The organism is Sphingomonas sp. URHD0057 (assembly GCF_000620665.1).
Classification (GTDB): Bacteria; Pseudomonadota; Alphaproteobacteria; order Sphingomonadales; family Sphingomonadaceae; genus Sphingomicrobium.
This window is the reverse complement of the sequence record NZ_JIAU01000005.1, coordinates 668,664-690,289: the sequence shown is the minus strand read 5'-3', so window position 1 is coordinate 690,289 and position 21,626 is coordinate 668,664. Positions and strand designations below refer to the sequence as shown.

Genomic DNA, 21,626 nt, shown 5'->3' with positions numbered 1-21,626 from the left:
GGTTAGGCTGCCGTTTCGACGCTCACCAGATGCGCGACCTTGCGCACCTGTCCGCGCACTTCCGGCGTGTCCTCGACCTCGATGCTCTTGCGCATCTTGTTCAGGCCCAGCCCAACCAGCGTCGCGCGCTGGGTCTTGTCGCGCCGGATCGGCGATCCGGTCTGAATGATCTTGATCTTGGCCATGTCAGCTTACTCCACCACCGCTTCGGCCTGGGCCTCAGCTTCGACAGCACTGGCGCCGCCGCGGCCGAGCAGGTCGGCGACCTTCTTGCCGCGCCGCTGAGCGACCGAGCGCGGGCTGGTCTGCTCCTTGAGCGCTTCGAAGGTCGCGCGGATCATATTGTACGGGTTGGACGTGCCGACCGACTTGGTGACCACGTCGGCAACGCCGAGGCTTTCGAAGATCGCACGCATCGGGCCGCCGGCGATGATGCCGGTGCCGGCCGGAGCCGTACGGACCGTCACACGGCCAGCTCCGAAATGACCGAGCCCGTCATGGTGAAGCGTGCGGCCGTCGCGCAGCGGAACGCGGATCATCGCCTTCTTCGCCGCCGCGGTCGCCTTGCTGATCGCCTCAGGCACTTCGCGCGCCTTGCCGTGGCCAAACCCGGCGCGGCCCTTGCCGTCGCCGACCACGACCAGCGCTGCGAAACCGAAGCGCTTACCGCCCTTCACCGTCTTGGAGACGCGGTTGATGTGGACGAGCTTCTCGATCAGCTCCTCGCCGCCGTCATCGTCGCCGCCACGGCCACGACGGTCGTCGCGCCGGCCACGGCCGCCGCGGTCTCCGCCGCCGCGACCACGGCCACCGCCGCCGCCGCCCCGCGGACCGCGAGGACCGCGCCCACGGTGTTCGGGCGGTGCAGCTTCAGGCGGCGCAGCTTCAGCCGGTGCAGCCTGCACCGGTGCTTCCGGAGCAGCCTGCTCGGCCTGGGCCGGAGTCGCCTCGGCGACCGCCGCAGCCGGATCGGTGTTGGCCTCGTTGCCCTGCTGTTTCTCGTCTTGCATTCTTAAAACTCCAGTCCGCCTTCGCGCGCGGCGTCGGCGAGGGCCTTCACGCGGCCATGGAAGAGGAAGCCGCCACGGTCGAACACGACCGCGGAGACGCCGGCCTTCTTGGCCCGCTCGGCAACTGCCTTGCCGACGGCGGCCGCGCGGTCGCGGGTCGCGCCGGTCTTGGCCTTGAGATCCTTGTCCAGGCTCGAAGCGGACGCCAGCGTCTTGCCCGCGGCGTCATCGATGACCTGCGCGTAGATGTGACGGCCCGAACGGTGAACCGACAGGCGCGGCTTGCCGGAAGCGCGGGCGCGAAGCGCGGTGCGCACCCGGCGGCGGCGGCGATCGAAGAGAGAGAGGATTGCCATGGCTTACTTCTTCTTGCCTTCTTTGCGGAAGATGTACTCGCCGCGATACTTAATGCCCTTGCCCTTGTACGGCTCGGGCTTGCGCCAGCGCCGAATCTCGGCCGCGACCTGGCCGACCTGCTGGCGATCTATGCCGGTGATCTCGACCGTGTTCTGATCGGGAGTCTTGACCTCGATGCCCTCGGGAACCGGGAAGTTCACGTCGTGGCTGTAGCCGAGCTGCAAACGCAGGTTCTTGCCCTGGGCCTGGGCGCGGTAGCCGACGCCGGTGATCTCGAGCACCTTGGTGAAGCCCTCGGTCACGCCGGTGACGAGGTTCTGCACGTTGGTGCGCTGCATGCCCCATGCCGCGCGGTTGCGCTGGGCGTTGGTGATCGGAGTGACGCGGATTTCGCTCTCGGCGATCTCATACTTCACGAGATCGTCGAGCAGCTGCATCGCGAGCGTGCCCTTGGGCCCCTTCACGGTCAGCACGCCGCTCTCGACCGTCGCGGTGACGCCGGTGGGAAGAGCGACCGGTTTCTTGCCGATGCGGGACATCAGAACACCTCCGCCAGGACTTCGCCGCCGACGTTCTGATCGCGCGCTTCCGCGTCGCTCAGCACGCCCCGCGGGGTCGACACGATGATCGTGCCGAGGCCGTTGCGGATGCGCGGCAGCTCGCGCGCCGCCGAATAGACGCGGCGGCCGGGCTTCGACACGCGCGCCAGGTGCTGGATCGCCGGCTGGCCCTCGAAATACTTAAGCTCGATGCGCAGGCCCTTTTGCCCGGCCAGCACTTCTTCCGAATAGCCGCGGATGTAGCCTTCACGCTGGAGCACGTCGAGCACACGGCTGCGCAGCGCCGAGGCCGGCGTCAGGATCGAATCCTTCTTCGCCTGCTGGCCGTTGCGGATGCGGGTGAGCATGTCACCCAGAGGATCGGTCATCGCCATCTAATGATCCTCCTTACCAGCTGGACTTAACGACGCCCGGGATCAGGCCTTTGTTGGCCAGCTCCCGAAGCATGATCCGCGACAGGCGGAACTTGCGATAATATGCGCGGCTGCGGCCGGTCAGCTCACAGCGGTTGCGGACGCGCGTCGGGTTCCCGTTGCGCGGCAGCTCGGCCATTTTCAGCCGGGCCATCAGCCGCTCGGTATCGTCGCGCGATTCATCGTCCGCGATCGCTTTCAGCTTCGCGTACTTCGCCGCATTCTTCTGAACGAGCTTCTTGCGCCGCTCGTTCTTGTTGATCGAACTCAGTTTCGCCATGACTTAAGTTCTTCTCCTAACGGGCAGACCGCTCACGCGGCCTGCCGCTGCTCCTCGGCCGGGAAGGGAAAGTTGAAGAGACGCAGCAGTTCGCGCGCCTCGTCGTCCGTCTTCGCGGTCGTGGTGATGATGACGTCCATTCCCCGAACCTTGTCGATCTGGTCGTAGTTGACCTCGGGGAAAATGATCTGCTCCTTGAGACCCATCGCGTAATTGCCGCGGCCGTCGAACGACCTGGGGTTGAGGCCCCGAAAGTCGCGGACGCGGGGCAGCGCGACCGTCACGAGACGATCGAGAAACTCGAACATGCGGTCGCGGCGCAGGGTGACCTTGCAGCCGATCGGCATGCCTTCGCGCAGCTTGAACTGGGCGATCGACTTCTTCGCCTTGGTGATCACCGGCTTCTGGCCGGAGATCTGCTGCATTTCGGCGGCTGCCGTCTCGACCCGCTTCTTGTCCTGGGTCGCCTCGCCGACGCCCATGTTGATCACGATCTTGTCGAGCCTGGGGACTTCGAGCTTGTTCTTGTAGCCGAACTTCTCGATCATCGCCGCAACGATACGATCCTCATAGTCGCTCTTCAGACGCGGCTTGTAGCCCTTGGGCACCGTCGCGGCCTTGGCCGGCTTCTCGGCCTGGGGCACGGACGCCTCCTCGACCTTCGGCAATGCCTCGATCGCCTCGGCTTCGGCCTTCTTGGCCTCGCCGACCAGCTCGACCTGCTCAACCTGCTCGGTCACGGGCTCCTGCGCCTCGTCGACCTTCTTTTCCTTGTCAGCCATGGATCAACTCTCCGGACTTGGCCGCGACGCGGACCTTCTTGCCGTCACGCTCCTCGAAGCGGACGCGGGTGGGCGCTCCGGTCTTCGGGTCGGCGATCGCCACGTTCGACACGTGCAGCGGCGCTTCCTTGCGTTCGATCCCGCCCTGCGGGCTCGTTTGCGACGGCTTGCGATGGCGCGCGTGGACATTCACGCCCGACACCACGACCTTCATGTCCTTCGGGATCGAGCGGATGACTTCACCCGTCTTGCCCTTGTCCTTGCCGGACAGGATGACGACGCGATCGCCCTTCTTGATCTTCTGAGTGGCCATCACAGCACCTCCGGGGCGAGCGAAATGATCTTCATGTGCTTGCGCGCACGAAGCTCGCGCACGACCGGGCCGAAGATACGGGTGCCGATCGGCTCCTCGTTCTTGTTGACCAGCACGGCGGCGTTGGAATCGAAGCGGATCACCGAACCGTCGGGACGGCGGATGTCCTTGGCGGTGCGGACGATCACCGCGCGGTGAACGTCGCCCTTCTTCACGCGGCCGCGGGGCGCCGCTTCCTTGACGCTGACGACGATGATGTCGCCGACGCCCGCGGTGCGCCGCTTGGAGCCGCCCAGCACCTTGATGCACTGAACGCGCTTCGCGCCGCTGTTGTCCGCAACGTCCAGGTTGGACTGCATCTGGATCATGGTTCGACCCTTATCCTCTCAAATCTTCTCAGGCGTCCGCTTCGGCGACGTCTTCGGCCTTGGCCTTCTTCGCTGCCTTGGCCTTGGGTGGCTTCTCAGCCTTCTTCTCTTCCGCCGGCTTGCTCGGTTCGGCCTCGGGCTGAAGCGCGTCGGGCTCGGTGATCTCGATCGCCACCGCCTTGGCAGCACCGATCCGGTCGAGCACCGTCCACGTCTTCAGCTTCGAGATCGGGGCGCACTCTTCGATGCGCACCTGCTCGCCCGCCTTGAAGGCGTTCGCCTCGTCGTGAGCATGGTACTTCTTCGACAGCTTGATGATCTTGCCGTACAGCGGGTGCTTCACCCGCCGCTCGACACGGACCACCACCGTCTTGTCGGCCTTGTCGGACACCACGGTGCCGGTGAGGACGCGCTTTGGCATTCCTTTAGTCTCCTTACGCCTTCGCCGCAGCGGATTGCTGGGCGGCGCGGGCGCGTTGATTCTGAACCGTCTTGATGCGCGCGATGGTGCGGCGCACCTGACGCACACGGCTCGGCTTCTCGAGCTGGTTGGTCGCCGACTGGAAGCGCAGGTTGAACTGCTCGCGCTTCAAATCGCCAAGCTGCACCTGCAGCTGGTCGTCGGTCTGGACCTTGAGATCGTCCTTGGCGGCCATGTTACTTTTCCTCCTCGACCAGGCTCTCGCCCAGGCGGGCGACGACCTTGGTCTTGATCGGCAGCTTCTCCGCCGCGCGCTCGAACGCTGTCTTGGCGAGGCTGCCGGGGACGCCGTCGAGCTCGAACAGGATGCGGCCGGGCTTGACCCGGGCGACCCAGAATTCGGGCGAGCCCTTGCCTGAGCCCATGCGGACTTCGGCCGGCTTCGAGCTCACCGGAACGTCGGGGAAGATGCGGATCCACAAGCGCCCGGAGCGCTTGATGTGACGCGTGATCGCGCGGCGCGCGGCCTCGATCTGACGCGCGGTGATCCGCTCCGGCTCCATGGCCTTGAGGCCAAAGGCGCCGAAGTTGAGCTCGGTCCCGCCCTTGGCATTGCCATGGATGCGGCCCTTGAAGGCCTTGCGGAACTTGGTGCGCTTGGGTTGCAGCATGTCTTATGTGTCCTTCGCGCTTACCGGTTGCCGCGTTCTTCGCGCGCCGGGCGGACGCCGGAGGTCTGAGCCTCCATCATCAGCCGGTCCTGAGCGAGCGGGTCGTGACCCAGGATCTCACCCTTGAAGACCCACACCTTGACCCCGCACACGCCATAAGCGGTGTGGGCTTCGGCCTCGGCGTAATCGACGTTGCCGCGCAAAGTGTGCAGCGGAACCCGGCCCTCGCGGTACCATTCGGTGCGCGCGATCTCGGCGCCGCCGAGACGGCCGGCGCAGGTGATGCGGATGCCCTCGGCGCCGAGGCGCAGCGCCGACTGCACCGCGCGCTTCATCGCGCGGCGGAAGGCGATGCGGCGCTCGAGCTGGTCGGCGACGCCCTGGGCGACGAGCTTGGCATCGATCTCCGGCTTGCGGATCTCGACGATGTTCAGGCTCACTTCGGAGCTGGTCATCTTCTGCAGCTCGCGCTTCAGCTTCTCGATGTCGGCGCCCTTCTTGCCGATGATCACGCCGGGGCGCGCGGCATAGATGGAGATGCGGCAGATCTTCGCCGGACGCTCGATCACCACCTTCGAGATCGCGGCCTGCGGCAGCTTCTCGATGATGGAGCGGCGGATCTTGAGGTCCTCGAGGAGCAACCGGCCGTAGTCCGCGCCCTCGGCGTACCAGCGGCTGTCCCAGGTCCGGTTGATCTGCAGGCGCAGCCCGACGGGAGAGGTTTTCTGACCCATGTTACGCTTCTTCCTGCTCGCGGACGACGACCCGAATGCGGCTGAACGGCTTGACGATCCGCGACGAGCGGCCGCGCGCACGGGTCGCGAAGCGCTTCATCGAGATCGACTTGCCGACGCTCGCCTCGGCGACGATCAGCGCGTCGACATCGAGGTTGTGGTTGTTCTCGGCGTTGGCGACCGCGGAAGCGAGCACTTTGCTCACGTCCTCGGCCATGCCCTTGGGCGAGAACCGGAGGATGTTCAGCGCTTCCTCAACCTTGCGGCCGCGGATCAGGCCCGCGACCAGGTTGAGCTTGCGCGCCGAACCGCGAATGGTGTTGCCGACGGCCAGGGCTTCCTTGTCGCCGACCTTACGGGGTGCAACCGGCTTGCTCATCAGCGCTTGCCCTTCTTGTCGGACGCGTGGCCGTGGAAGGTGCGCGTCGGAGCGAACTCGCCGAGCTTCATCCCGACCATGTCCTCATTGACCGACACCGGCACGAACTTGCGGCCGTTGTAGACATTGAAGGTGAGGCCGACGAACTGCGGCAGGATCGTCGAGCGGCGCGACCAGGTCTTGATCGGCGCGCGCTTCGAATTGTCCTGCGCGGCTTCCGCTTTCTTCAGCAGCGAAAGCTCGACGAACGGACCTTTCCAGACGGAACGGGCCATGACTTAACCCTTCTTCTTCGCGTGACGCGACCGAATGATGAACTTGTCGGTCGACTTATTGTGACGGGTGCGGGCACCCTTGGTTGGCTTGCCCCACGGGGTGACCGGATGGCGTCCGCCCGAAGTGCGGCCTTCGCCGCCGCCGTGCGGGTGGTCGACCGGGTTCTTGGCGACGCCGCGGGTCAGCGGGCGCTTGCCCAGCCACCGCGTGCGGCCGGCTTTGGCCAGGGTCTGGTTGCCGTTGTCGGGGTTCGACACCGCGCCCACCGTCGCCATGCAGTCGGAGCGGATGTACCGCTGCTCGCCTGAATTGAGTCTGACGATGACCATCCCGCGGTCGCGGCCGACGACCTGGACATAGGTCCCGGCGGCGCGCGCGATCTGCCCGCCCTTGCCCGGCTTCATCTCCACGTTGTGGACGATGGTGCCGACCGGCATCTGGCCGATCTCCATGGCATTGCCCGGCTTCACGTCGACCTTCTTGCCGGCGATCACCTTGTCGCCCGGCGCCAGGCGCTGCGGAGCGAGGATGTAGACCTGCTCGCCGCCCTCGTAGCTGACGAGCGCGATGAACGCCGAGCGGTTGGGATCGTATTCGATCCGCTCGACCGTCGCGGCCACGTCCCAGGTGCGGCGCTTGAAATCGATCAAGCGATACTTCTGCTTGTGGCCGCCGGCGATGCCGCGCGACGTCACATGACCCTTGTTATTGCGGCCGCCCGTCTTGCGCTTGCCTTCGGTCAGCGCCTTGACCGGCTTGCCCTTCCACAGCGCCGACTTGTCGACGAGGATCAGTCCGCGGCGGGCCGGGGAGGTCGGCTTATATTGCTTGAGAGCCATTACGCCTTCGCCCCTTCCGTAATGTCGATCGACTGGCCTTCTGCCAGCGTGACGATCGCCTTCTTCACGTCCGACCGCTGATAGGCCTTGCCCTTCCAGCGCTTGGACTTGCCCTTGGTGACCATGGTGTTGACCCCGGTGACCTTGACGCCGAACAGCGCCTCGACTGCGGCCTTGATCTCCGGCTTGGACGCGCCCGGCGCGACCTTGAAGACGACCGCGTTCTGCTCCGACAGCATCGTCGATTTCTCGGTGATGTGCGGCGCGAGCACGACGTCATAGTGGCGCACGTCGGTCGCCTGTTGAGGCTTCTTAGCCATTGAACCGGGCCTCCAGCTTTTCAACCGCGGCGCGGGTCAGGACCAGCGTTTCGTGCCGCATGATGTCATAGACATTCGCACCGACCGCGGAGAGCAGGTCGATGCTCCCAAGGTTGGACGAAGCGCGGGCGAAGCTGACGTTGAGAGCGTCGCCGTCGATCACCAGCGCGGTCTTGCCGAAGCCGAGCTTGCCCAGCTTCTCGCGCAATTCCCTGGTCTTACCCTCGGAGACGTCGAGATTGTCGAGCACGAACAGCTGCCCCGACTGAGCCTTGGACGACAATGCCATCTTGAGGCCGAGCGTCCGAATCTTCTTGTTGAGGGACGGATTGAAGTCGCGAACGCGAGGTCCGTGCGCCTTGCCGCCGCCAACGAAGATCGGTGCGCGGCGATCGCCGTGACGAGCGGTACCGCCGCCTTTCTGCCGGCCGAACTTCTTGCCCGTGCGCGCGACTTCCGAGCGCTCGCGGGCGGCTCGGGCAGTGCCGCGACGCTTCTCGAGCTGCCAGGTGACGACACGGTGCAGGATATCGGCGCGCGGCTCGACCCCGAAGATGTCGTCCTTGAGCTCGATGTCCCCGCCAGCCTTGGCGTCGAGGGTCTGTACCTTGACCTTCATCTTAGCCTTCCTTGCCTTCGTCGGCGTCGGGAACAGGCTTGACGCTGTCCTCGGCCGCGCTGGCCTTTTCATTTTCTTCGGTCTGGGCGGCGTCGGCGGCTTCAGCTTCGGCTGCCTCGGCGGCTTGCGCCTCAGCGGCGGCGCCGGCTTCCTGCTCGGCGGCGATCGCGGCGACTTCCTCGTCGCTCGGCAGCGCCGGCATCTCGTGGACCGCGGCGTCGTCAACCAGGCCGGCGGCCGGGACTTCGACTTCCTCGGTCTTCCGGTCTTCGACCAGGCCGGCCGGGAACGGCGCGGCGTCGGGCCGCGGCAGCTTGATCGCGTCGGTAACGCTCAGCCAGCCGCCCTTGTGGCCCGGAACCGAGCCCTTGATGAACAGCAGGCCGCGGATCGGATCGGTGCGGACGACCTCGAGGTTCTGCTGGGTGCGATTGCGCGCGCCCATGTGCCCGGCCATCTTCTTGTTCTTGAACACGCGGCCCGGATCCTGGCGGTTGCCGGTCGAGCCGTGCGAACGGTGCGAGACCGAAACGCCGTGCGTGGCGCGCAGGCCCTTGAAGTTCCAGCGCTTCATGGCGCCGGCGAAGCCCTTGCCCTGGGTCACGCCCTGGACGTCGACCAGCTGGCCGGGCACGAAATGGTCGGCGCTGATGCTTGCGCCAACGTCGAGCAGACCGTCCTCGCCGACGCGGAATTCGGCGACGCGGACCTTGGGCTCGACCTCCGCCTTGCCGAACGCGGCGCGTTGCGGCTTGGCGACGTTCTTGGCTTTCGCCTTGCCCGCTCCGAGCTGGACGGCGGTGTAGCCATCCTTGTCCGTCTCGCGGCGGCCGACGACCTGCACCTCGTCCAGCTGCAGGACGGTAACCGGCACGTGCCGACCGTCCGCCTGGAACAGGCGGGTCATTCCGACCTTCTTCGCGATCACGCCGGTGCGCATGATCCAAACTCCTCAACAGAGGCCCTCGGACAATTCCGAGGGCGTGCAGCCCATCCAAAATATTGCGTGCCCCGCCTGGGCTAGTGCTCCCTAAAGGAAGCGGCGGGGACGCAGCCCGGAGCTATCCTCCGGCGGTATCACCCAATTTGCCCCGCGAGGGGCGCCGGCTGTTACGCCAGCTTGATCTCAACGTCGACGCCGGCGGCGAGATCTAGCTTCATCAGCGCGTCGACCGTCTGCGGCGTCGGCTGCACGATGTCGAGCAGCCTTTTGTAGGTTCTCACCTCGAACTGCTCGCGCGACTTCTTGTCGACGTGCGGCGAGCGGTTGACGGTGAATTTCTCGATCCGCGTCGGAAGAGGGATAGGACCGCGAATGAGAGCACCCGTACGGCGCGCCGTGTCGGCGATGTCGCCGGTGGCCTGATCGAGCACTCGATGATCGAACGCCTTCAGGCGAATCCGGATGTTCTGCGTTTCCATATCCCTACCGATGCGAAAGAGCCAACGAACTCCAGCCGAAGCTGCGGCCCGCTTTATTCAACAAACTCAAAAGCGAACCGCGCGACCCTGATCCAGAATCGCGCGGTTGGCGCCCTATATTACTTCGTGATGTTCGCCACAACCCCTGCACCGACGGTGCGGCCGCCTTCGCGAATTGCGAAGCGCAGGCCCTGGTCCATGGCGATCGGGGCGATCAGCTTGACGCCCAGATTCACGTTGTCACCCGGCATCACCATCTCGGTGCCCTCGGGGAGGACAACCTCGCCGGTGACGTCGGTCGTCCGGAAGTAGAATTGCGGACGATAGTTGGCGAAGAACGGCGTGTGACGGCCGCCCTCGTCCTTCGACAGGACATAAACCTCGGCCGAGAAGTCGGTGTGCGGCTTGATCGAGCCCGGCTTGCACAGCACCTGGCCGCGCTCGACGTCCTCACGGCCGACGCCGCGCAGAAGCGCGCCGATATTGTCGCCCGCCTGGCCCTGGTCGAGCAGCTTGCGGAACATCTCGACGCCGGTGACGACGGTCTTCTGGGTGTCGCGGATGCCGACGATCTCGACTTCCTCGCCGACCTTGACGATGCCCTGCTCGACGCGGCCGGTGACGACCGTGCCGCGGCCCGAGATCGAGAACACGTCCTCGATCGGCATCAGGAACGGCTTGTCGAGCGGACGCTCCGGCTGCGGGATCCAGCTGTCGACCGCTTCCATCAGCTTGAGGATCGATTCCTTGCCGATTTCAGGGGTCTTGTCCTCGAGTGCGGCCAGAGCCGAGCCGGTGACGATCGGAATATTATCGCCGTCGAAATCGCGCTTGGAGAGCTCCTCGCGGATTTCGAGCTCAACCAACTCGAGCAGCTCGGGATCGTCGACCTGGTCGACCTTGTTCAGGTAGACGACCATGGTCGGAACGCCGACCTGCTTAGCGAGCAGGATGTGCTCCTTGGTCTGCGGCATCGGGCCGTCGGCGGCCGACACGACCAGGATCGCGCCGTCCATCTGCGCCGCGCCGGTGATCATGTTCTTCACATAATCCGCGTGGCCCGGGCAATCGACGTGCGCATAGTGGCGCGCGGCGGTTTCATACTCGACGTGCGCGGTCGAGATGGTGATGCCGCGCTCGCGCTCCTCGGGGGCCTTATCGATATTGGCATAGCTGGTGTACGTCGCCCCGCCGGTCTCGGCGAGAACCTTGGTGATCGCCGCGGTCAGCGACGTCTTGCCATGGTCGACGTGACCGATGGTGCCGATGTTGCAGTGCGGCTTATTGCGCTCGAATTTAGCCTTAGCCATTATACGCCTCTTCTTCTCTGGAAAATCGGGGCACGGCCCGGTTCGCGGACGCGCCCATAACTACAATTTCGCGGTTATGCCAGCTTCGCCTTCACCTCGTCGGCAACGTTCTGCGGCACTTCGTCATAATGCGAGAACTGCATCGTGTACTGCGCGCGCCCCTGGGTGAACGAGCGCAGCTGATTGACGTAGCCGAACATGTTGGCGAGCGGCACAATGGCTTCGATCACCATGGCGTTGCCGCGCGTGTCCTGGCTCTGAACCTGGCCTCGACGGCTGTTCAAGTCGCCGATGACGTCGCCGAGATACTGCTCGGGGGTGACGACCTCGACCTTCATGATCGGCTCGAGCAGCTTGATGCCGGCCTTGTGGGCCGCTTCACGCATCGCGCCACGCGCGCAAATCTCGAACGCGAGCGCCGAGGAGTCGACGTCATGGTACTTGCCGTCGATCAGGTGCACTTCGAAATCGATGATCGGGAAGCCGATCAGCGATCCGGTCTCGGCGGTTTCGCGCAGGCCCTTTTCGACTGAAGGAATGTATTCCTTGGGGACGTTGCCGCCCTTGATCTCGTCGAAGAACTGGAAGCCCGATCCGCGTTCGGCCGGGACCACGTGGATTTTGATCTCGCCGAACTGGCCGGAGCCGCCCGACTGCTTTTTGTGGGTGTAGGTCAGATCTACCGGCTTCGCGAGATACTCGCGATAGGCCACCTGCGGAGCGCCAACATTGGCCTCGACCTTGAACTCACGCTTCATGCGGTCGACGAGGATCTCGAGGTGGAGCTCGCCCATCCCCTTGATGATCGTCTGGCCCGATTCATGGTCGGTGGTGACGCGGAACGACGGATCCTCGCGCGCCAGGCGATTGAGCGCGACGCCCATCTTCTCCTGGTCGGCTTTGGTCTTGGGTTCCACGGCGACCTCGATGACCGGATCGGGGAACTCCATCCGCTCGAGGATGATCGGAGCGTTCGCGGCGCACAGAGTATCGCCAGTCGTGGTGTCCTTGAGGCCGGCAAGCGCGACGATGTCGCCGGCATAGGCGATCTGGATGTCCTCGCGGTCGTTGGCATGCATCAGCAGCATGCGGCCGACCTTCTCTTTCTTGTCCTTGACCGAGTTGGTGACCTGCGACGCGGTCTCGAGCTTGCCCGAATAGATGCGCGCGAAGGTCAGCGTCCCGACGAACGGGTCGTTCATGATTTTGAACGCCAGCGCCGCGAACGGCGCATCGTCGGACGGGGCGCGGGTTTCGGTGGTCTCGCCGTCGAGCTTGAGGCCCTCGACCGGAGGAATATCGAGCGGGCTCGGCAGATAGTCGACCACCGCATCGAGTAGCGGCTGGACGCCCTTGTTCTTGAACGCCGAGCCGCACAGCACCGGCACGAACGAGAAGTTGAGCGTCCCCTTGCGGATCAGCTTCTTCAGCGTCGCGACATCGGGCTCATTGCCCTCGAGGTAGGATTCCATGACGGCGTCGTCCTGCTCGACCGCCATCTCGATGAGATCCATGCGCGCGGTCGCAGCGGCGTCCTTGAGGTCGTCCGGAATCTCTTCGTAGACGAACTTCGCGCCGAGGCTCTCGTCGAGCCAGATGATTGCGCGGTTCTCGACCAGGTCGACGAGGCCCTTGAAGCCGCCTTCGATGCCGATCGGCAGATAGAGCACGGCCGGACGCGCGCCGAGGCGATCCTTGATCATCCCGACGCACATTTCGAAATTGGCGCCGGTGCGGTCGAGCTTGTTGACGAAGCACATCCGCGGCACCTTGTACTTCTCGGCCTGGCGCCAGACGGTCTCCGACTGCGGCTCGACGCCGGCAACGCCGTCGAAACAGGCGACCGCGCCGTCGAGCACGCGCAGCGAACGCTCGACCTCGATGGTGAAGTCGACGTGGCCGGGCGTGTCGATGATGTTGATGCGGTGCTCGGGACCCTTGCCCTCGTCGGCCGCCCAGAAGCAGGTCGTCGCCGCCGACGTGATGGTTATGCCCCGCTCCTGCTCCTGCTCCATCCAGTCCATGGTCGCGGTGCCCTCATGGACCTCGCCGATCTTGTAGGACTTGCCGGTGTAATAGAGGATGCGCTCGGTCGTCGTCGTCTTGCCGGCGTCGATGTGCGCCATGATGCCGATGTTGCGATAGCGGTCGAGCGGATGGCTGCGGGCCATTTCTTGAGCTTCCTTAGCGATGTGGGGAGCCGGCGGATCCGGCCTCCCCGAATATAGGTACGAAAACTACCAGCGGTAGTGGCTGAAGGCGCGGTTCGCTTCGGCCATGCGGTGCGTGTCCTCGCGCTTCTTGACCGCGTTGCCGCGGTTCTGCGAGGCGTCCATCAGCTCACCCGACAGGCGGCCGGCCATGGTCTTTTCCGACCGCGCGCGAGCCGCAGTGATCAACCAGCGGATGGCAAGTGCCTGGGCGCGCTCGGGACGAACTTCGACCGGCACCTGGTAGGTCGCACCGCCAACCCGGCGAGAGCGAACCTCGATGCCCGGCTTCACATTGTTGAGCGCGTCATGGAACACGCCGATCGGCTCCCGCTTGAGGCGGGTCTCGACGCTTTCGAGCGCGCCGTAGACGATGCCCTCGGCGACGGACTTCTTGCCGTCGAACATGACGCTGTTCATGAACTTGGAGAGGACGATGTCCCCGAACTTGGGATCCGGAAGGATTTCACGCTTCTCGGGACGGCGACGACGAGCCATTGGACTATTCCTTTTCTCTGTTCAGCCGGTCCGGGACTTGAGTGACGCCCGGGGCTTACTCTGGCCTGGTTATTTGGGGCGCTTGGCGCCGTACTTGGAGCGGGACTGCCTGCGATCCTTCACGCCCTGAGTGTCGAGGACGCCGCGAAGCACGTGGTAGCGGACGCCGGGAAGGTCGCGCACACGGCCGCCGCGGATCAGCACGACGCTGTGCTCCTGGAGGTTGTGGCCCTCGCCCGGAATGTAGCTGATCACTTCGCGCTGGTTGGTCAGGCGGACCTTGGCCACCTTGCGCAGCGCCGAGTTCGGCTTCTTCGGGGTGGTCGTATAGACACGGGTACAGACGCCGCGCTTCTGCGGGTTCTGCTCCATCGCAGGGACCTTCGACTTGGCCTTCTGCGGTTCGCGACCCTTGCGGATCAGCTGGTTAATCGTCGGCATGAAGCCCTTCACCTTTCGTTGCCGGAAATCCCGGCGGTTACTTTGCCCAAAGCAAAAGCGTGAAGTCCTGGCGACCCCTGGCCACCCGGCCTTCACGTTCCTGAGCAATGTTCAGCTCTTGCCCGGCGCGAGTGAATCACGGAACGCTCGGACGGGCGGGCACATAGCGATGGTGCGGTGCAGGGTCAACCGCAGGAGGCGGCGGATTACTCGATCGGTGCTTCCGCTCCATCGACCAGCGGCTTCGGCTTGGGCCGCGGCGCCACCGGTGCCGGTTCGCCGCCGCGGGGTCTCCGGCGGCGGCGAGGTTTTGGCAGCTTTATGAAGTCTTCCGGCCGCGGCCAGTCGGGGTGAAGCTCGACCTGCTTGCGTGCCGCGGCCATCATCTCGTCGAACTCGGCCTCGGCGCGCGCCATGTCGTTCTGCGCTTCCGTCATTGCCGCCAGCATCTCGCTGCGAGCCTGCGCGATCCTTTGATTGAGCTCACGCTGGTGGTTCTGAAGGGCGCGCTTGAACTCGCGCCACGGATCATCGGCCATGCTGCACCTTTGCTGTGCTAGCCCTATAACACGGCTTGGCCCGCCGCCAAAGTCGGAACAGCGCGTTCGGCTTGTCGTTGACCGCATCATTCGCAACGGGGACGCGCCATGCGCCGTTTATTCGCCGCCGCTTTCGTCATTGCCCTCGCCAGCTGCGGCAGCGGCACGAACGCGACGAACGAAACCAATGGAGGAACGGCCGTGGACGCCACCCTCACCAGACTGAACCTGACCAGCGATGCTTTCGCCAACGGGCAGCCGATTCCTAATGAATACAGCTGCGACGGCGCCAACCACTCACCGGCGCTGAAGTGGGGAGAGGCGCCGGAAGGGACGAAAAGCTTCGCGCTGGTGATCGACGATCCGGACGCCCCCAGCGGCACCTTCCGGCACTGGGGCGTCTATGACATCCCCGCCAGCGCGCGGGCGATCGATGCCGGCCAGCGGATCGGCACGGAGGTCAAGAACGACAAGGGCACGCCCGGCTATACCGGCCCCTGCCCGCCGCCCGGGCACGGCGTTCACCACTATCATTTCAAGCTGTTCGCTCTCGACGTCGATCGCTTGAACCTCGGGAGGGAGGCGAAGGTCGCCGATGTCGAGGCCGAAGCGGCGAAGCACGCCATCGCCCAGGGCGAACTGGTCGGTACTTTCGAAAGGAAATGATCGGCGCTAGGCTCCGTCACGGCCGTCAAAGTTACCACTCAAGGAGACAGCACATGGCCCATATGAAACTGATCGCCGCTTTGAGCTTGATCGTCCCGGCGTCGCCGCTGGTTGCGCAGCCCGATACGGACCCGATCGTGCCGGCAACCACTGCGACCGCGCCAGCCGGCACTGCGGACACCCGCTATTGCATGCACGTCGACCCGAACACCGGCAGCCTGGTCGAAACGACCGAGTGCTGGACTCGCGCCGAATGGGCGGAGCAAGGCGTCGACGTCGACAAGGAGTGGGCGAGAGAAGGCGTCAGGGTCCTCGCCTAGCAACGTCAGGGCCTGAGGCGATAGGCGGCGAGCCGGTCATAAGAGGGCCGGACGGCGTCCGCGACCGCTTGCTCCTCCTTCGTCAGCGCGATTGGCTGCTCGTCCGGCGTGCCGAAGCTCGCGCTGCGGTTGACCGCATCGTACCAATGCGGCCCCCAGATGCCGTCGGTCGGCCGGGGCCCCGGCGCCCAGCTCAGCATGGCGGGGTCCCAGGAAATCTCCAGCGCCCCGCATAAGCGCTCGAGCATGGCCGCGGCGTCGCGCAGGATGTCGGCGCTGTCGACCACCGGCGGCGCGTGGCCGAGGCGATCGGCTTCGCGCTCGAAAAATTCGACTTGCCGGTCGCTGCCGAGATGCTCGGGGCGGACCTTCTCCCGCTTCGCCGAGTAACTGGCGATGACCCGATCCGGGTCACGGATGAGGAAGGCGTGGCGCAAGCCCGGCAAGTGGTCGTGCGCGATCGGGCCGACCATGTGGTGCGCCATGTGCTTTTGGTACCAGATCGCCGGGTCGCCGGGGGCAGGCCCCGCCATCGCCCGCGCGACGCTGTGCCAGTCGCAGTCCATCGACGCGATCACTTCGTCGGCCATTGGCTGCGGGTCGCCGGTCCGTTTGAGATAGGCCCCGTAGAACGGCTCGTCGGAAACGAACGTGTCGGGGCGACTGCCGAAGCTGCGCATCATCGCCGTCGAAAGGTTGCGCGGCCCCGACCACATCGCGATGCGGATCGTCACCGCGAGAACCCGATCTTAACCATGATCCGGCCATGAGCGCAGGCGATGTGCGGTACCCTGGTCACGACGGCGATAGCTGAGCGAGCGGAGCCGAAGCCTGCGCTGTCGGGCTTCCAGTTCGCATCGGTGCTTGTCCTCGCCCTGTGCGCCCATGCGCTTTACTGGTCGACGCGGCCGCCGGACATGTCAATCTTCCTCGAGCCGTGGTTCGCGCACATCGTGCATTACGGCCCGATCGCCGCTTTCGCTCACCCGTTCAGCAACTACGAGCCGGCCTACCTCTATCTGCTCGCCGCGGGCTCGCTCGGTCACGAGCTGCTGGCGCCAATCACCATCATCAAGCTGTTGTCGGTCGCGGGCAGCCTGTTCCTGACCTTCGACGTCGCGAATCTCCTGAGGACCCTGGGCGCACCAGCGAGGCTGGCGGTGTTCACACTGGTGCTGCCAACCGTGATCATCAATGCGGCCCTGCTCGGCCAGTGCGATGCCTTGTGGGCCGGCGCCTGCGTGCTCGCGCTGGCGGCCATGATGCGCGGCGAAACCGTCCGCTCGCTCGTCTGGTGCGGCCTTGCGTTCGCCTTCAAGTCGCAGGCGGCGTTCATCGCGCCCGTGATCATCGGTGCGATGATCGGAAGGCGCGCGCCCCTATGGCAGTGGGCGATCCCGCCGGCGGCTTTCGCGGCAACGCTCGTTCCCGCCTGGCTGGCCGGCTGGCCGCTTGGCAAGCTGCTGATGGTCTATCCCGGCCAGGCGGCGCTGGTGCAATTTGCCGGGAAGCTCGGAAATCCGTGGATCGCGGCGACGATTTTCGCCGATCAGGCCAGCCGGAGCTATTTCGTCGTCGGTTATGCGGCCGCGATTGCCGCGGCCATTGCAATCGCGGCCCTTGCGGCGCGGTCGATCCGCGACCGCAACGCGCTGCTCCTGCTCGCGCTGGTTTCGGCGACCGCCCTGCCGTTCCTTCTCCCGAAGATGCTGGAGCGCTATTATTTCCTCGCCGACGTGCTGTCGCTCGTGCTCGCGCTGAGCGCCGGGACGCGGCCCGCGATCAGGATCGCAATCGCAGTCCAGTTGGCTTCGCTGATCTCGCTGCTCACCTATATCTATTGGTATCACTGGCCGTACCCGGCGCTTGCCGGCGCAGGCTTCGCCGCGGCCGCGCTTGCGGGAATGCTTTCGCTGCTTCGCGCAAGCGGGATCGAGGCCCTCAATCAGCCGCGCGCGGCTTCGCTCTCCATTCGCTCAGCGTAGAGCCGGCGGAGCCGTTCGACCCTCGGCCCGGGGCAATTGAGCGCGCGCCCGTCGATCTCCCGCACCGGCACGATGCCCGCGAACGTGCCCGTCGTGAACGCCTCGTCGGCGCCGTAAACGTCGGTCAGCGAGAAATCCTTTTCGATCGCCGGAATGTCCGCCTCGCGCGCAATCTCGAGCACCAGCGCGCGGGTGACGCCGCCGAGGCAATATTTGCCGCTCGACGTCCACACCTCGCCTTTGCGGACAATGAAAAAGTGGGTCGAGTTGCAGGTCGCGACAAAGCCGTGCGGGTCGAGCATGAGTGCTTCGTCCGCGCCCGCCTGCGTGGCCTGGATCGAGGCCAGGATGCAGTTGAGCTTGGAATGCGAGTTAATCTTCTGGTCCTGGACCGCGGGGTCGCCGCGGCGGACGTGAACGGTAAACAGCTTCAGCCCCCGCTGGTACACCGCGGGATCGGGCTCCTTATATTCCGGGATGATGACCACGGTTGCCGGCGTCACCACCACCCGGGGGTCCTGATAGGGCGTCGAGCGCACCCCGCGCGTGACCATCAGCCGGATGTGAGCGCCCTCATCCATGCCGTTCGCGCCAAGCGTGCCATAGAGCCGGCTCGTCACCTCTTCGCGCGATAGCCCGACGTCCATGGCGAGCGCCTTGGCGCCTTCGAACAGGCGGTCGAGGTGGCGGTCGAGGAATACAATCCGCCCCTGGTGAACCCGCAGGCCCTCCCACACGCCGTCGCCGAGCATGAAGCCGCTGTCGAACACGGAGACGACGGCTTCGGCCCGCGGCTTCAGCTCACCATTGACGTTGATCAGAATCGACGCGTTCCGGGGGTCGGACACGTCATGCATGGATTTTGCCATGGTGGCACGGTGGAGCGCGGCGCCTCGATTGGCAACCGGGCTAGCTGACGCGGCGCCCGAAGGTCGGCCGTTGCGGGACGGCCGGGCGAGCAACCGCCGCAGCGGGATGCGGTTCGCGGACCTGCCGCTGCTGTGCCGCCTGATAGCGCGCGAGCGCCGCGTCGGGGTCGAAGCCGCTGTCGGCGATCTCCGGCTGAGCCAGGCGCGTCTCAATGCCCCAGCCCTGGCTCCCCGCCGCCGCCATTGCCGCCGCCGCGACGCCGACGGCATCGACATGCGCCTGCTTCAGAATCTCGACCAACTCGGCCGAACGTGCCGGCGACAGGCCCAGCGCGCTGGTCGCCAGGCGGAGGCGGCGGGCGCCGAACCATCCGCCTTCGCAGGTGATCGTGACATAAGCGGTGCGGCTCACCGGAATGATGCCCATGTAGCGCACGGTGTGGACCTTCAGCCCGATGTCGTGGACATCGCGCCACGGCACCTCGTGAAGGCCGCCGCCCAACGCCTTGCGCACCCACAGCGAGTGGCGGTCGAACTTCAGCGCCGGCTCCGAGCTCAGCGCATCCAATGTCGTCTTCGCCGCGCCCGCCACCATCACGATGGCGAACAACAGCAGCGTGACCCCGCCATGGTCGTACCAGAGCTTGCCGGATCCGATCGCAAACAAGGCGAGCGTCGCCGCGCCCAGGGCATTCGCGCCCTTCTTGTAATAGAAGCTGTGCATCCCAAACGGCTCCCGCTGATCGGGAAAGCCTAACGCAACAGCGCTAGCGAACGGTTAAGGGTTCTGCGCCTCGACCTTCTTCCGCTCCTCCGCCGCATTGTGCATCGGCCGGATGAACAGGCGACGGACCTCGGGCCACGCCTCGTGCGCGTCGCGCTCGACCTCGCGAACGATGCGCTCGACATCGCCGGCGCTGATGGTGTCGCGGAAGTCGACGTTCATCATCGCCGTGATCTGGTCGGGCGCAGAATGGACGGTGAGGATGTGCCCGACGCCGACGATCCCCTCCTTGCTGCAGACGAGCTCGCGCAGGCTCCGCACGAGGTCGGGATCGGCCGCCTCGCCGATCAGCAGGCCCTTCGATTCGTAGGCGAGCACGAATGCGGTGACGCCGAGGATGACGCCGATCACGACCGACGCGGCGCCATCGTAGAACGGGTCGCCGGTCAGCTGGGCAATGAATACGCCGATCGCAGCTGCGACGATGCCCGCCATCGCCGCGCCATTCTCGAGCAGCACGATGAACGCCGGCGGGTCCTTCGACCGGCGGATCGCCTCGATCCAGCCGAGCTTGCCTTTCGCCTCGCGGAATTCGTTGAATGCCTCGAGCGTGGACCAGCCTTCGAGGAGGAACGCCACCAGCAGCACCCCGTACGCCCAATATGGCGACACCGCGTGCTCGGGCTCGGCAATGTGAATGATGCCTTCATAGATCGACACGCCGGCGCCGAGCGAGAAGACGAGCACGGCGACGACGAAGCTCCAAAAATAGAGCTCGCGGCCGTAACCCAGCGGATGATATTTGTCGGGCGGTTTGCGCGACTGTCTGCGTCCCCACATCAGCAGCAGCTGGTTGGTGGAATCGACGACGCTATGCACGCCTTCGGTCAGCATCGCCGACGAGCCGGTGATCGCCGCGGCAACGAACTTCGCGAGTGCGATGCCGAGGTTCGCGAGGAACGCGATGACGAGGGTACGATTACTGGCGGTCGGGGAGCTCACTGCGCGGCTGGGCCTTTCACCAACTGCCCACCCTTGATGACCGCATCGACATGCTCGAGCACCGCGACATTGGCGAGCGGGTCGCCGCGTACCGCGATGATGTCGCCCCAGCGGCCGGGCTCGATCGCCCCGACATCACTCCGCCCAAGCGCTTCCGAGGCGCTGGTCGTTGCGGCGCGGATCGCCTGGATCGGGGTCATTCCCCACTGGACCATCTTCGCGAACTGCCTGCCGTTGTCGCCGTGCGGATAGACGCCGGCGTCGGTGCCGAACAGCATCCTGACCCCGGCGCGGACCGCGCGCTGGAAAGTCTGGCGCTGCTTGAGGCCGATCATCCGTTCCTTGTCGATGCTTTCCTGCTCGGTGCCGTTCTTGGTGCCGGTGGCGAGGATGTAGTCGTCATTGTAGATATCCATGTCGAACCAGGTGCCGTGCTGCTTGGCGAGCTGGATCGAGGCGTCGCTGGCCAGGCTGGCATGCTCGATGGTGTCGATGCCGGCGAGGATGGCGTCGTGGATGCCCTCGTCGCCATGAGCGTGTGCGGCGACGCGGAGGCCGAGCATATGCGCCTCGTCGGCGATCGCCTTCATCTCCTCGAGGCTGAGCTGCTGCGCGCCAACGCTGTCGCCCAATGAGAACACGCCGCCCGTCGCGCAGATCTTGATCACCTCGGCGCCATATTTGTGCAACCAGCGAACCTTCTCGCGCGCGTCCGCCGGCCCGCTGATCACCGAGTCCGCTTTCTTGTCGTAATAAGGCGGCAGGCCGGTGTCGTCGCAATGCCCGCCGGTCGCGCCGATCGCGTAGGTCGCGGGAACGATGCGCGGGCCCTGGATCCAGCCGCCGTCGATCGCCTCCATTAGCGCGACGTCGGCGAAGTCCGACGAACCGACGTTGCGGACGGTGGTGAAGCCGGCGTTGAGCGTGGTCTTCGCATTGGCGGTGCCGACCGCGGTCCAGAAATTGTCGGTATATTTGAGGCCCTGATAGCCGCCGATCTCGGCGAGGCTGGTCAAATGGACGTGCATGTCGATGAGGCCAGGGAGCAAGGTCTCGCCCGGCAGATCGATACGCTTCGTGCCCGCCGGATATTGCACCGTCGCCGCATTGGTGATCGACTGGATATGCCCATCGTCGCCGATGAAGATCGCCGGATGGTCGATGTAGCGGGCAGTGGCGACGTCGAGCATGCGGTCGGCGGTGACGACGGTCGCGGCCGAGGCCGGCGCGGTGAACGAAACAGCCGCAGCCGCGGCGAGCAGGATGGTCTTCACGTGTGGCGTATCCCCCAAGTCAGC

31 protein-coding genes and 2 pseudogenes are annotated in these 21,626 nt (G+C 65.5%); 3 read left to right on the top strand and 30 right to left on the bottom strand.

Translation table 11 applies throughout. The annotated features are described in order from the left end of the window. Positions 1–2 precede the first annotated feature (2 nt). From rpmD to N539_RS0103725, 25 genes and pseudogenes are all read right to left on the bottom strand, one after another. On the bottom strand, positions 3–185 hold the full coding sequence (rpmD, locus tag N539_RS0103845) for a 50S ribosomal protein L30 (protein WP_028969201.1): 183 nt from the start codon (positions 183–185) through the stop codon (positions 3–5). 6 nt (positions 186–191) lie between these two features. Beyond that, on the bottom strand, positions 192–1,010 hold the full coding sequence (gene rpsE / locus N539_RS18920) for a 30S ribosomal protein S5 (RefSeq protein ID WP_081774157.1): 819 nt from the start codon (positions 1,008–1,010) through the stop codon (positions 192–194). A gap of 2 nt (positions 1,011–1,012) precedes the next feature. Continuing rightward, complete coding sequence (rplR, locus tag N539_RS0103835) at positions 1,013–1,366, bottom strand: 50S ribosomal protein L18 (RefSeq protein WP_028969199.1); 354 nt, start codon at positions 1,364–1,366, stop codon at positions 1,013–1,015. A gap of 3 nt (positions 1,367–1,369) precedes the next feature. Continuing rightward, positions 1,370–1,906, bottom strand: a complete 537-nt coding sequence (gene rplF, locus N539_RS0103830; protein ID WP_028969198.1) for a 50S ribosomal protein L6 — start codon at positions 1,904–1,906, stop codon at positions 1,370–1,372. Beyond that, positions 1,906–2,301, bottom strand: coding sequence for a 30S ribosomal protein S8 (gene rpsH / locus N539_RS0103825; protein WP_028969197.1), 396 nt, complete (start codon positions 2,299–2,301; stop codon positions 1,906–1,908). Before rpsH ends, rplF begins: the two co-directional genes overlap by 1 nt. Positions 2,302–2,314: 13 nt before the next feature. Beyond that, positions 2,315–2,620 (bottom strand): 30S ribosomal protein S14, encoded by a 306-nt coding sequence (rpsN, locus tag N539_RS0103820; RefSeq protein ID WP_028969196.1) that lies wholly within the window; start codon positions 2,618–2,620, stop codon positions 2,315–2,317. 32 nt (positions 2,621–2,652) lie between these two features. Further along, positions 2,653–3,228 (bottom strand): 50S ribosomal protein L5, encoded by a 576-nt coding sequence (rplE, locus tag N539_RS0103815; protein ID WP_037552073.1) that lies wholly within the window; start codon positions 3,226–3,228, stop codon positions 2,653–2,655. A 166-nt stretch (positions 3,229–3,394) separates the two neighbouring features. Then, positions 3,395–3,715, bottom strand: coding sequence for a 50S ribosomal protein L24 (rplX, locus tag N539_RS0103810; protein ID WP_028969194.1), 321 nt, complete (start codon positions 3,713–3,715; stop codon positions 3,395–3,397). Next, positions 3,715–4,083 carry a 50S ribosomal protein L14 gene (gene rplN, locus N539_RS0103805; protein ID WP_028969193.1) on the bottom strand — a complete coding sequence of 123 codons (369 nt, stop codon included), beginning with the start codon at positions 4,081–4,083 and terminating at the stop codon, positions 3,715–3,717. Before rplN ends, rplX begins: the two co-directional genes overlap by 1 nt. 175 nt (positions 4,084–4,258) lie before the next feature. After that, positions 4,259–4,504, bottom strand: a pseudogene (gene rpsQ, locus N539_RS18915) (30S ribosomal protein S17); the annotation flags it as partial. 13 nt (positions 4,505–4,517) lie between these two features. After that, the gene (gene rpmC / locus N539_RS0103795) at positions 4,518–4,739 is read right to left on the bottom strand and encodes a 50S ribosomal protein L29 (RefSeq protein WP_028969192.1); all 222 of its coding nucleotides are present in this window, start codon (positions 4,737–4,739) and stop codon (positions 4,518–4,520) included. A 1-nt stretch (position 4,740) separates the two neighbouring features. Then, complete coding sequence (gene rplP, locus N539_RS0103790; protein WP_028969191.1) at positions 4,741–5,175, bottom strand: 50S ribosomal protein L16; 435 nt, start codon at positions 5,173–5,175, stop codon at positions 4,741–4,743. Positions 5,176–5,195: 20 nt separating this feature from the next. Then, positions 5,196–5,909: a 30S ribosomal protein S3 gene (gene rpsC, locus N539_RS0103785; protein WP_028969190.1), complete on the bottom strand. Its 714-nt coding sequence runs from the start codon at positions 5,907–5,909 to the stop codon at positions 5,196–5,198. 1 nt (position 5,910) lies between these two features. Continuing rightward, positions 5,911–6,288, bottom strand: a complete 378-nt coding sequence (gene rplV, locus N539_RS0103780; protein WP_037551810.1) for a 50S ribosomal protein L22 — start codon at positions 6,286–6,288, stop codon at positions 5,911–5,913. Continuing rightward, entirely contained in the window at positions 6,288–6,563 is a 276-nt protein-coding gene (gene rpsS / locus N539_RS0103775) for a 30S ribosomal protein S19 (RefSeq protein ID WP_028969188.1), read from the bottom strand. Before rpsS ends, rplV begins: the two co-directional genes overlap by 1 nt. 3 nt (positions 6,564–6,566) lie before the next feature. Further along, a complete protein-coding gene (rplB, locus tag N539_RS0103770; RefSeq protein WP_028969187.1) occupies positions 6,567–7,403 on the bottom strand; it encodes a 50S ribosomal protein L2 in 837 nt (278 codons plus the stop codon). After that, the gene (locus tag N539_RS0103765; protein ID WP_028969186.1) at positions 7,403–7,723 is read right to left on the bottom strand and encodes a 50S ribosomal protein L23; all 321 of its coding nucleotides are present in this window, start codon (positions 7,721–7,723) and stop codon (positions 7,403–7,405) included. The genes rplB and N539_RS0103765 overlap by 1 nt, the downstream gene beginning before the upstream one ends. Continuing rightward, positions 7,716–8,342, bottom strand: coding sequence for a 50S ribosomal protein L4 (rplD, locus tag N539_RS0103760; protein WP_028969185.1), 627 nt, complete (start codon positions 8,340–8,342; stop codon positions 7,716–7,718). Before rplD ends, N539_RS0103765 begins: the two co-directional genes overlap by 8 nt. Before the next feature lie 274 nt (positions 8,343–8,616). Then, positions 8,617–9,282 (bottom strand): annotated as a pseudogene (gene rplC, locus N539_RS15280) (50S ribosomal protein L3); the annotation flags it as partial. Positions 9,283–9,452: 170 nt separating this feature from the next. Next, a complete protein-coding gene (gene rpsJ / locus N539_RS0103750; protein ID WP_028969184.1) occupies positions 9,453–9,764 on the bottom strand; it encodes a 30S ribosomal protein S10 in 312 nt (103 codons plus the stop codon). A gap of 119 nt (positions 9,765–9,883) precedes the next feature. Beyond that, positions 9,884–11,074, bottom strand: a complete 1,191-nt coding sequence (gene tuf / locus N539_RS0103745; protein WP_028969183.1) for an elongation factor Tu — start codon at positions 11,072–11,074, stop codon at positions 9,884–9,886. Between the two features lie 74 nt (positions 11,075–11,148). Then, positions 11,149–13,245 carry an elongation factor G gene (gene fusA / locus N539_RS0103740; RefSeq protein ID WP_028969182.1) on the bottom strand — a complete coding sequence of 699 codons (2,097 nt, stop codon included), beginning with the start codon at positions 13,243–13,245 and terminating at the stop codon, positions 11,149–11,151. A 66-nt stretch (positions 13,246–13,311) separates the two neighbouring features. After that, entirely contained in the window at positions 13,312–13,782 is a 471-nt protein-coding gene (rpsG, locus tag N539_RS0103735; protein ID WP_028969181.1) for a 30S ribosomal protein S7, read from the bottom strand. Positions 13,783–13,851: 69 nt separating this feature from the next. Then, positions 13,852–14,223 carry a 30S ribosomal protein S12 gene (rpsL, locus tag N539_RS0103730; protein WP_028969180.1) on the bottom strand — a complete coding sequence of 124 codons (372 nt, stop codon included), beginning with the start codon at positions 14,221–14,223 and terminating at the stop codon, positions 13,852–13,854. A gap of 206 nt (positions 14,224–14,429) precedes the next feature. After that, complete coding sequence (locus tag N539_RS0103725; RefSeq protein WP_028969179.1) at positions 14,430–14,762, bottom strand: hypothetical protein; 333 nt, start codon at positions 14,760–14,762, stop codon at positions 14,430–14,432. A 108-nt stretch (positions 14,763–14,870) separates the two neighbouring features. On the opposite strand from N539_RS0103725, the gene N539_RS0103720 reads away from it, so the two are divergent. Continuing rightward, positions 14,871–15,428 (top strand): YbhB/YbcL family Raf kinase inhibitor-like protein, encoded by a 558-nt coding sequence (locus tag N539_RS0103720; RefSeq protein WP_081774156.1) that lies wholly within the window; start codon positions 14,871–14,873, stop codon positions 15,426–15,428. A 53-nt stretch (positions 15,429–15,481) separates the two neighbouring features. Further along, entirely contained in the window at positions 15,482–15,748 is a 267-nt protein-coding gene (locus N539_RS0103715) for a hypothetical protein (RefSeq protein ID WP_156029737.1), read from the top strand. Positions 15,749–15,753: 5 nt separating this feature from the next. Here the strand turns inward: N539_RS0103715 and N539_RS0103710 are convergent, their stop codons facing one another. Beyond that, a complete protein-coding gene (locus N539_RS0103710) occupies positions 15,754–16,482 on the bottom strand; it encodes a hypothetical protein (RefSeq protein WP_028969176.1) in 729 nt (242 codons plus the stop codon). A gap of 45 nt (positions 16,483–16,527) precedes the next feature. On the opposite strand from N539_RS0103710, the gene N539_RS15275 reads away from it, so the two are divergent. Continuing rightward, positions 16,528–17,733, top strand: coding sequence for a hypothetical protein (locus tag N539_RS15275; protein ID WP_037551805.1), 1,206 nt, complete (start codon positions 16,528–16,530; stop codon positions 17,731–17,733). Here the strand turns inward: N539_RS15275 and N539_RS0103700 are convergent. Genes N539_RS0103700 through N539_RS0103685 form a run of 4 tightly spaced genes read right to left on the bottom strand, consistent with a single transcriptional unit; the run spans position 17,694 to position 21,602 of the window. Beyond that, positions 17,694–18,590, bottom strand: a complete 897-nt coding sequence (locus N539_RS0103700) for an aminotransferase class IV (protein ID WP_231462861.1) — start codon at positions 18,588–18,590, stop codon at positions 17,694–17,696. The two genes, N539_RS15275 and N539_RS0103700, sit on opposite strands and share 40 nt — an antisense overlap. 52 nt (positions 18,591–18,642) lie before the next feature. Continuing rightward, entirely contained in the window at positions 18,643–19,326 is a 684-nt protein-coding gene (locus N539_RS0103695) for a hypothetical protein (RefSeq protein WP_028969174.1), read from the bottom strand. A 54-nt stretch (positions 19,327–19,380) separates the two neighbouring features. After that, the gene (locus tag N539_RS0103690) at positions 19,381–20,328 is read right to left on the bottom strand and encodes a cation diffusion facilitator family transporter (RefSeq protein WP_028969173.1); all 948 of its coding nucleotides are present in this window, start codon (positions 20,326–20,328) and stop codon (positions 19,381–19,383) included. Then, positions 20,325–21,602, bottom strand: a complete 1,278-nt coding sequence (locus tag N539_RS0103685; RefSeq protein ID WP_028969172.1) for a Xaa-Pro dipeptidase — start codon at positions 21,600–21,602, stop codon at positions 20,325–20,327. Before N539_RS0103685 ends, N539_RS0103690 begins: the two co-directional genes overlap by 4 nt. Between the last annotated feature and the right edge of the window lie 24 nt (positions 21,603–21,626).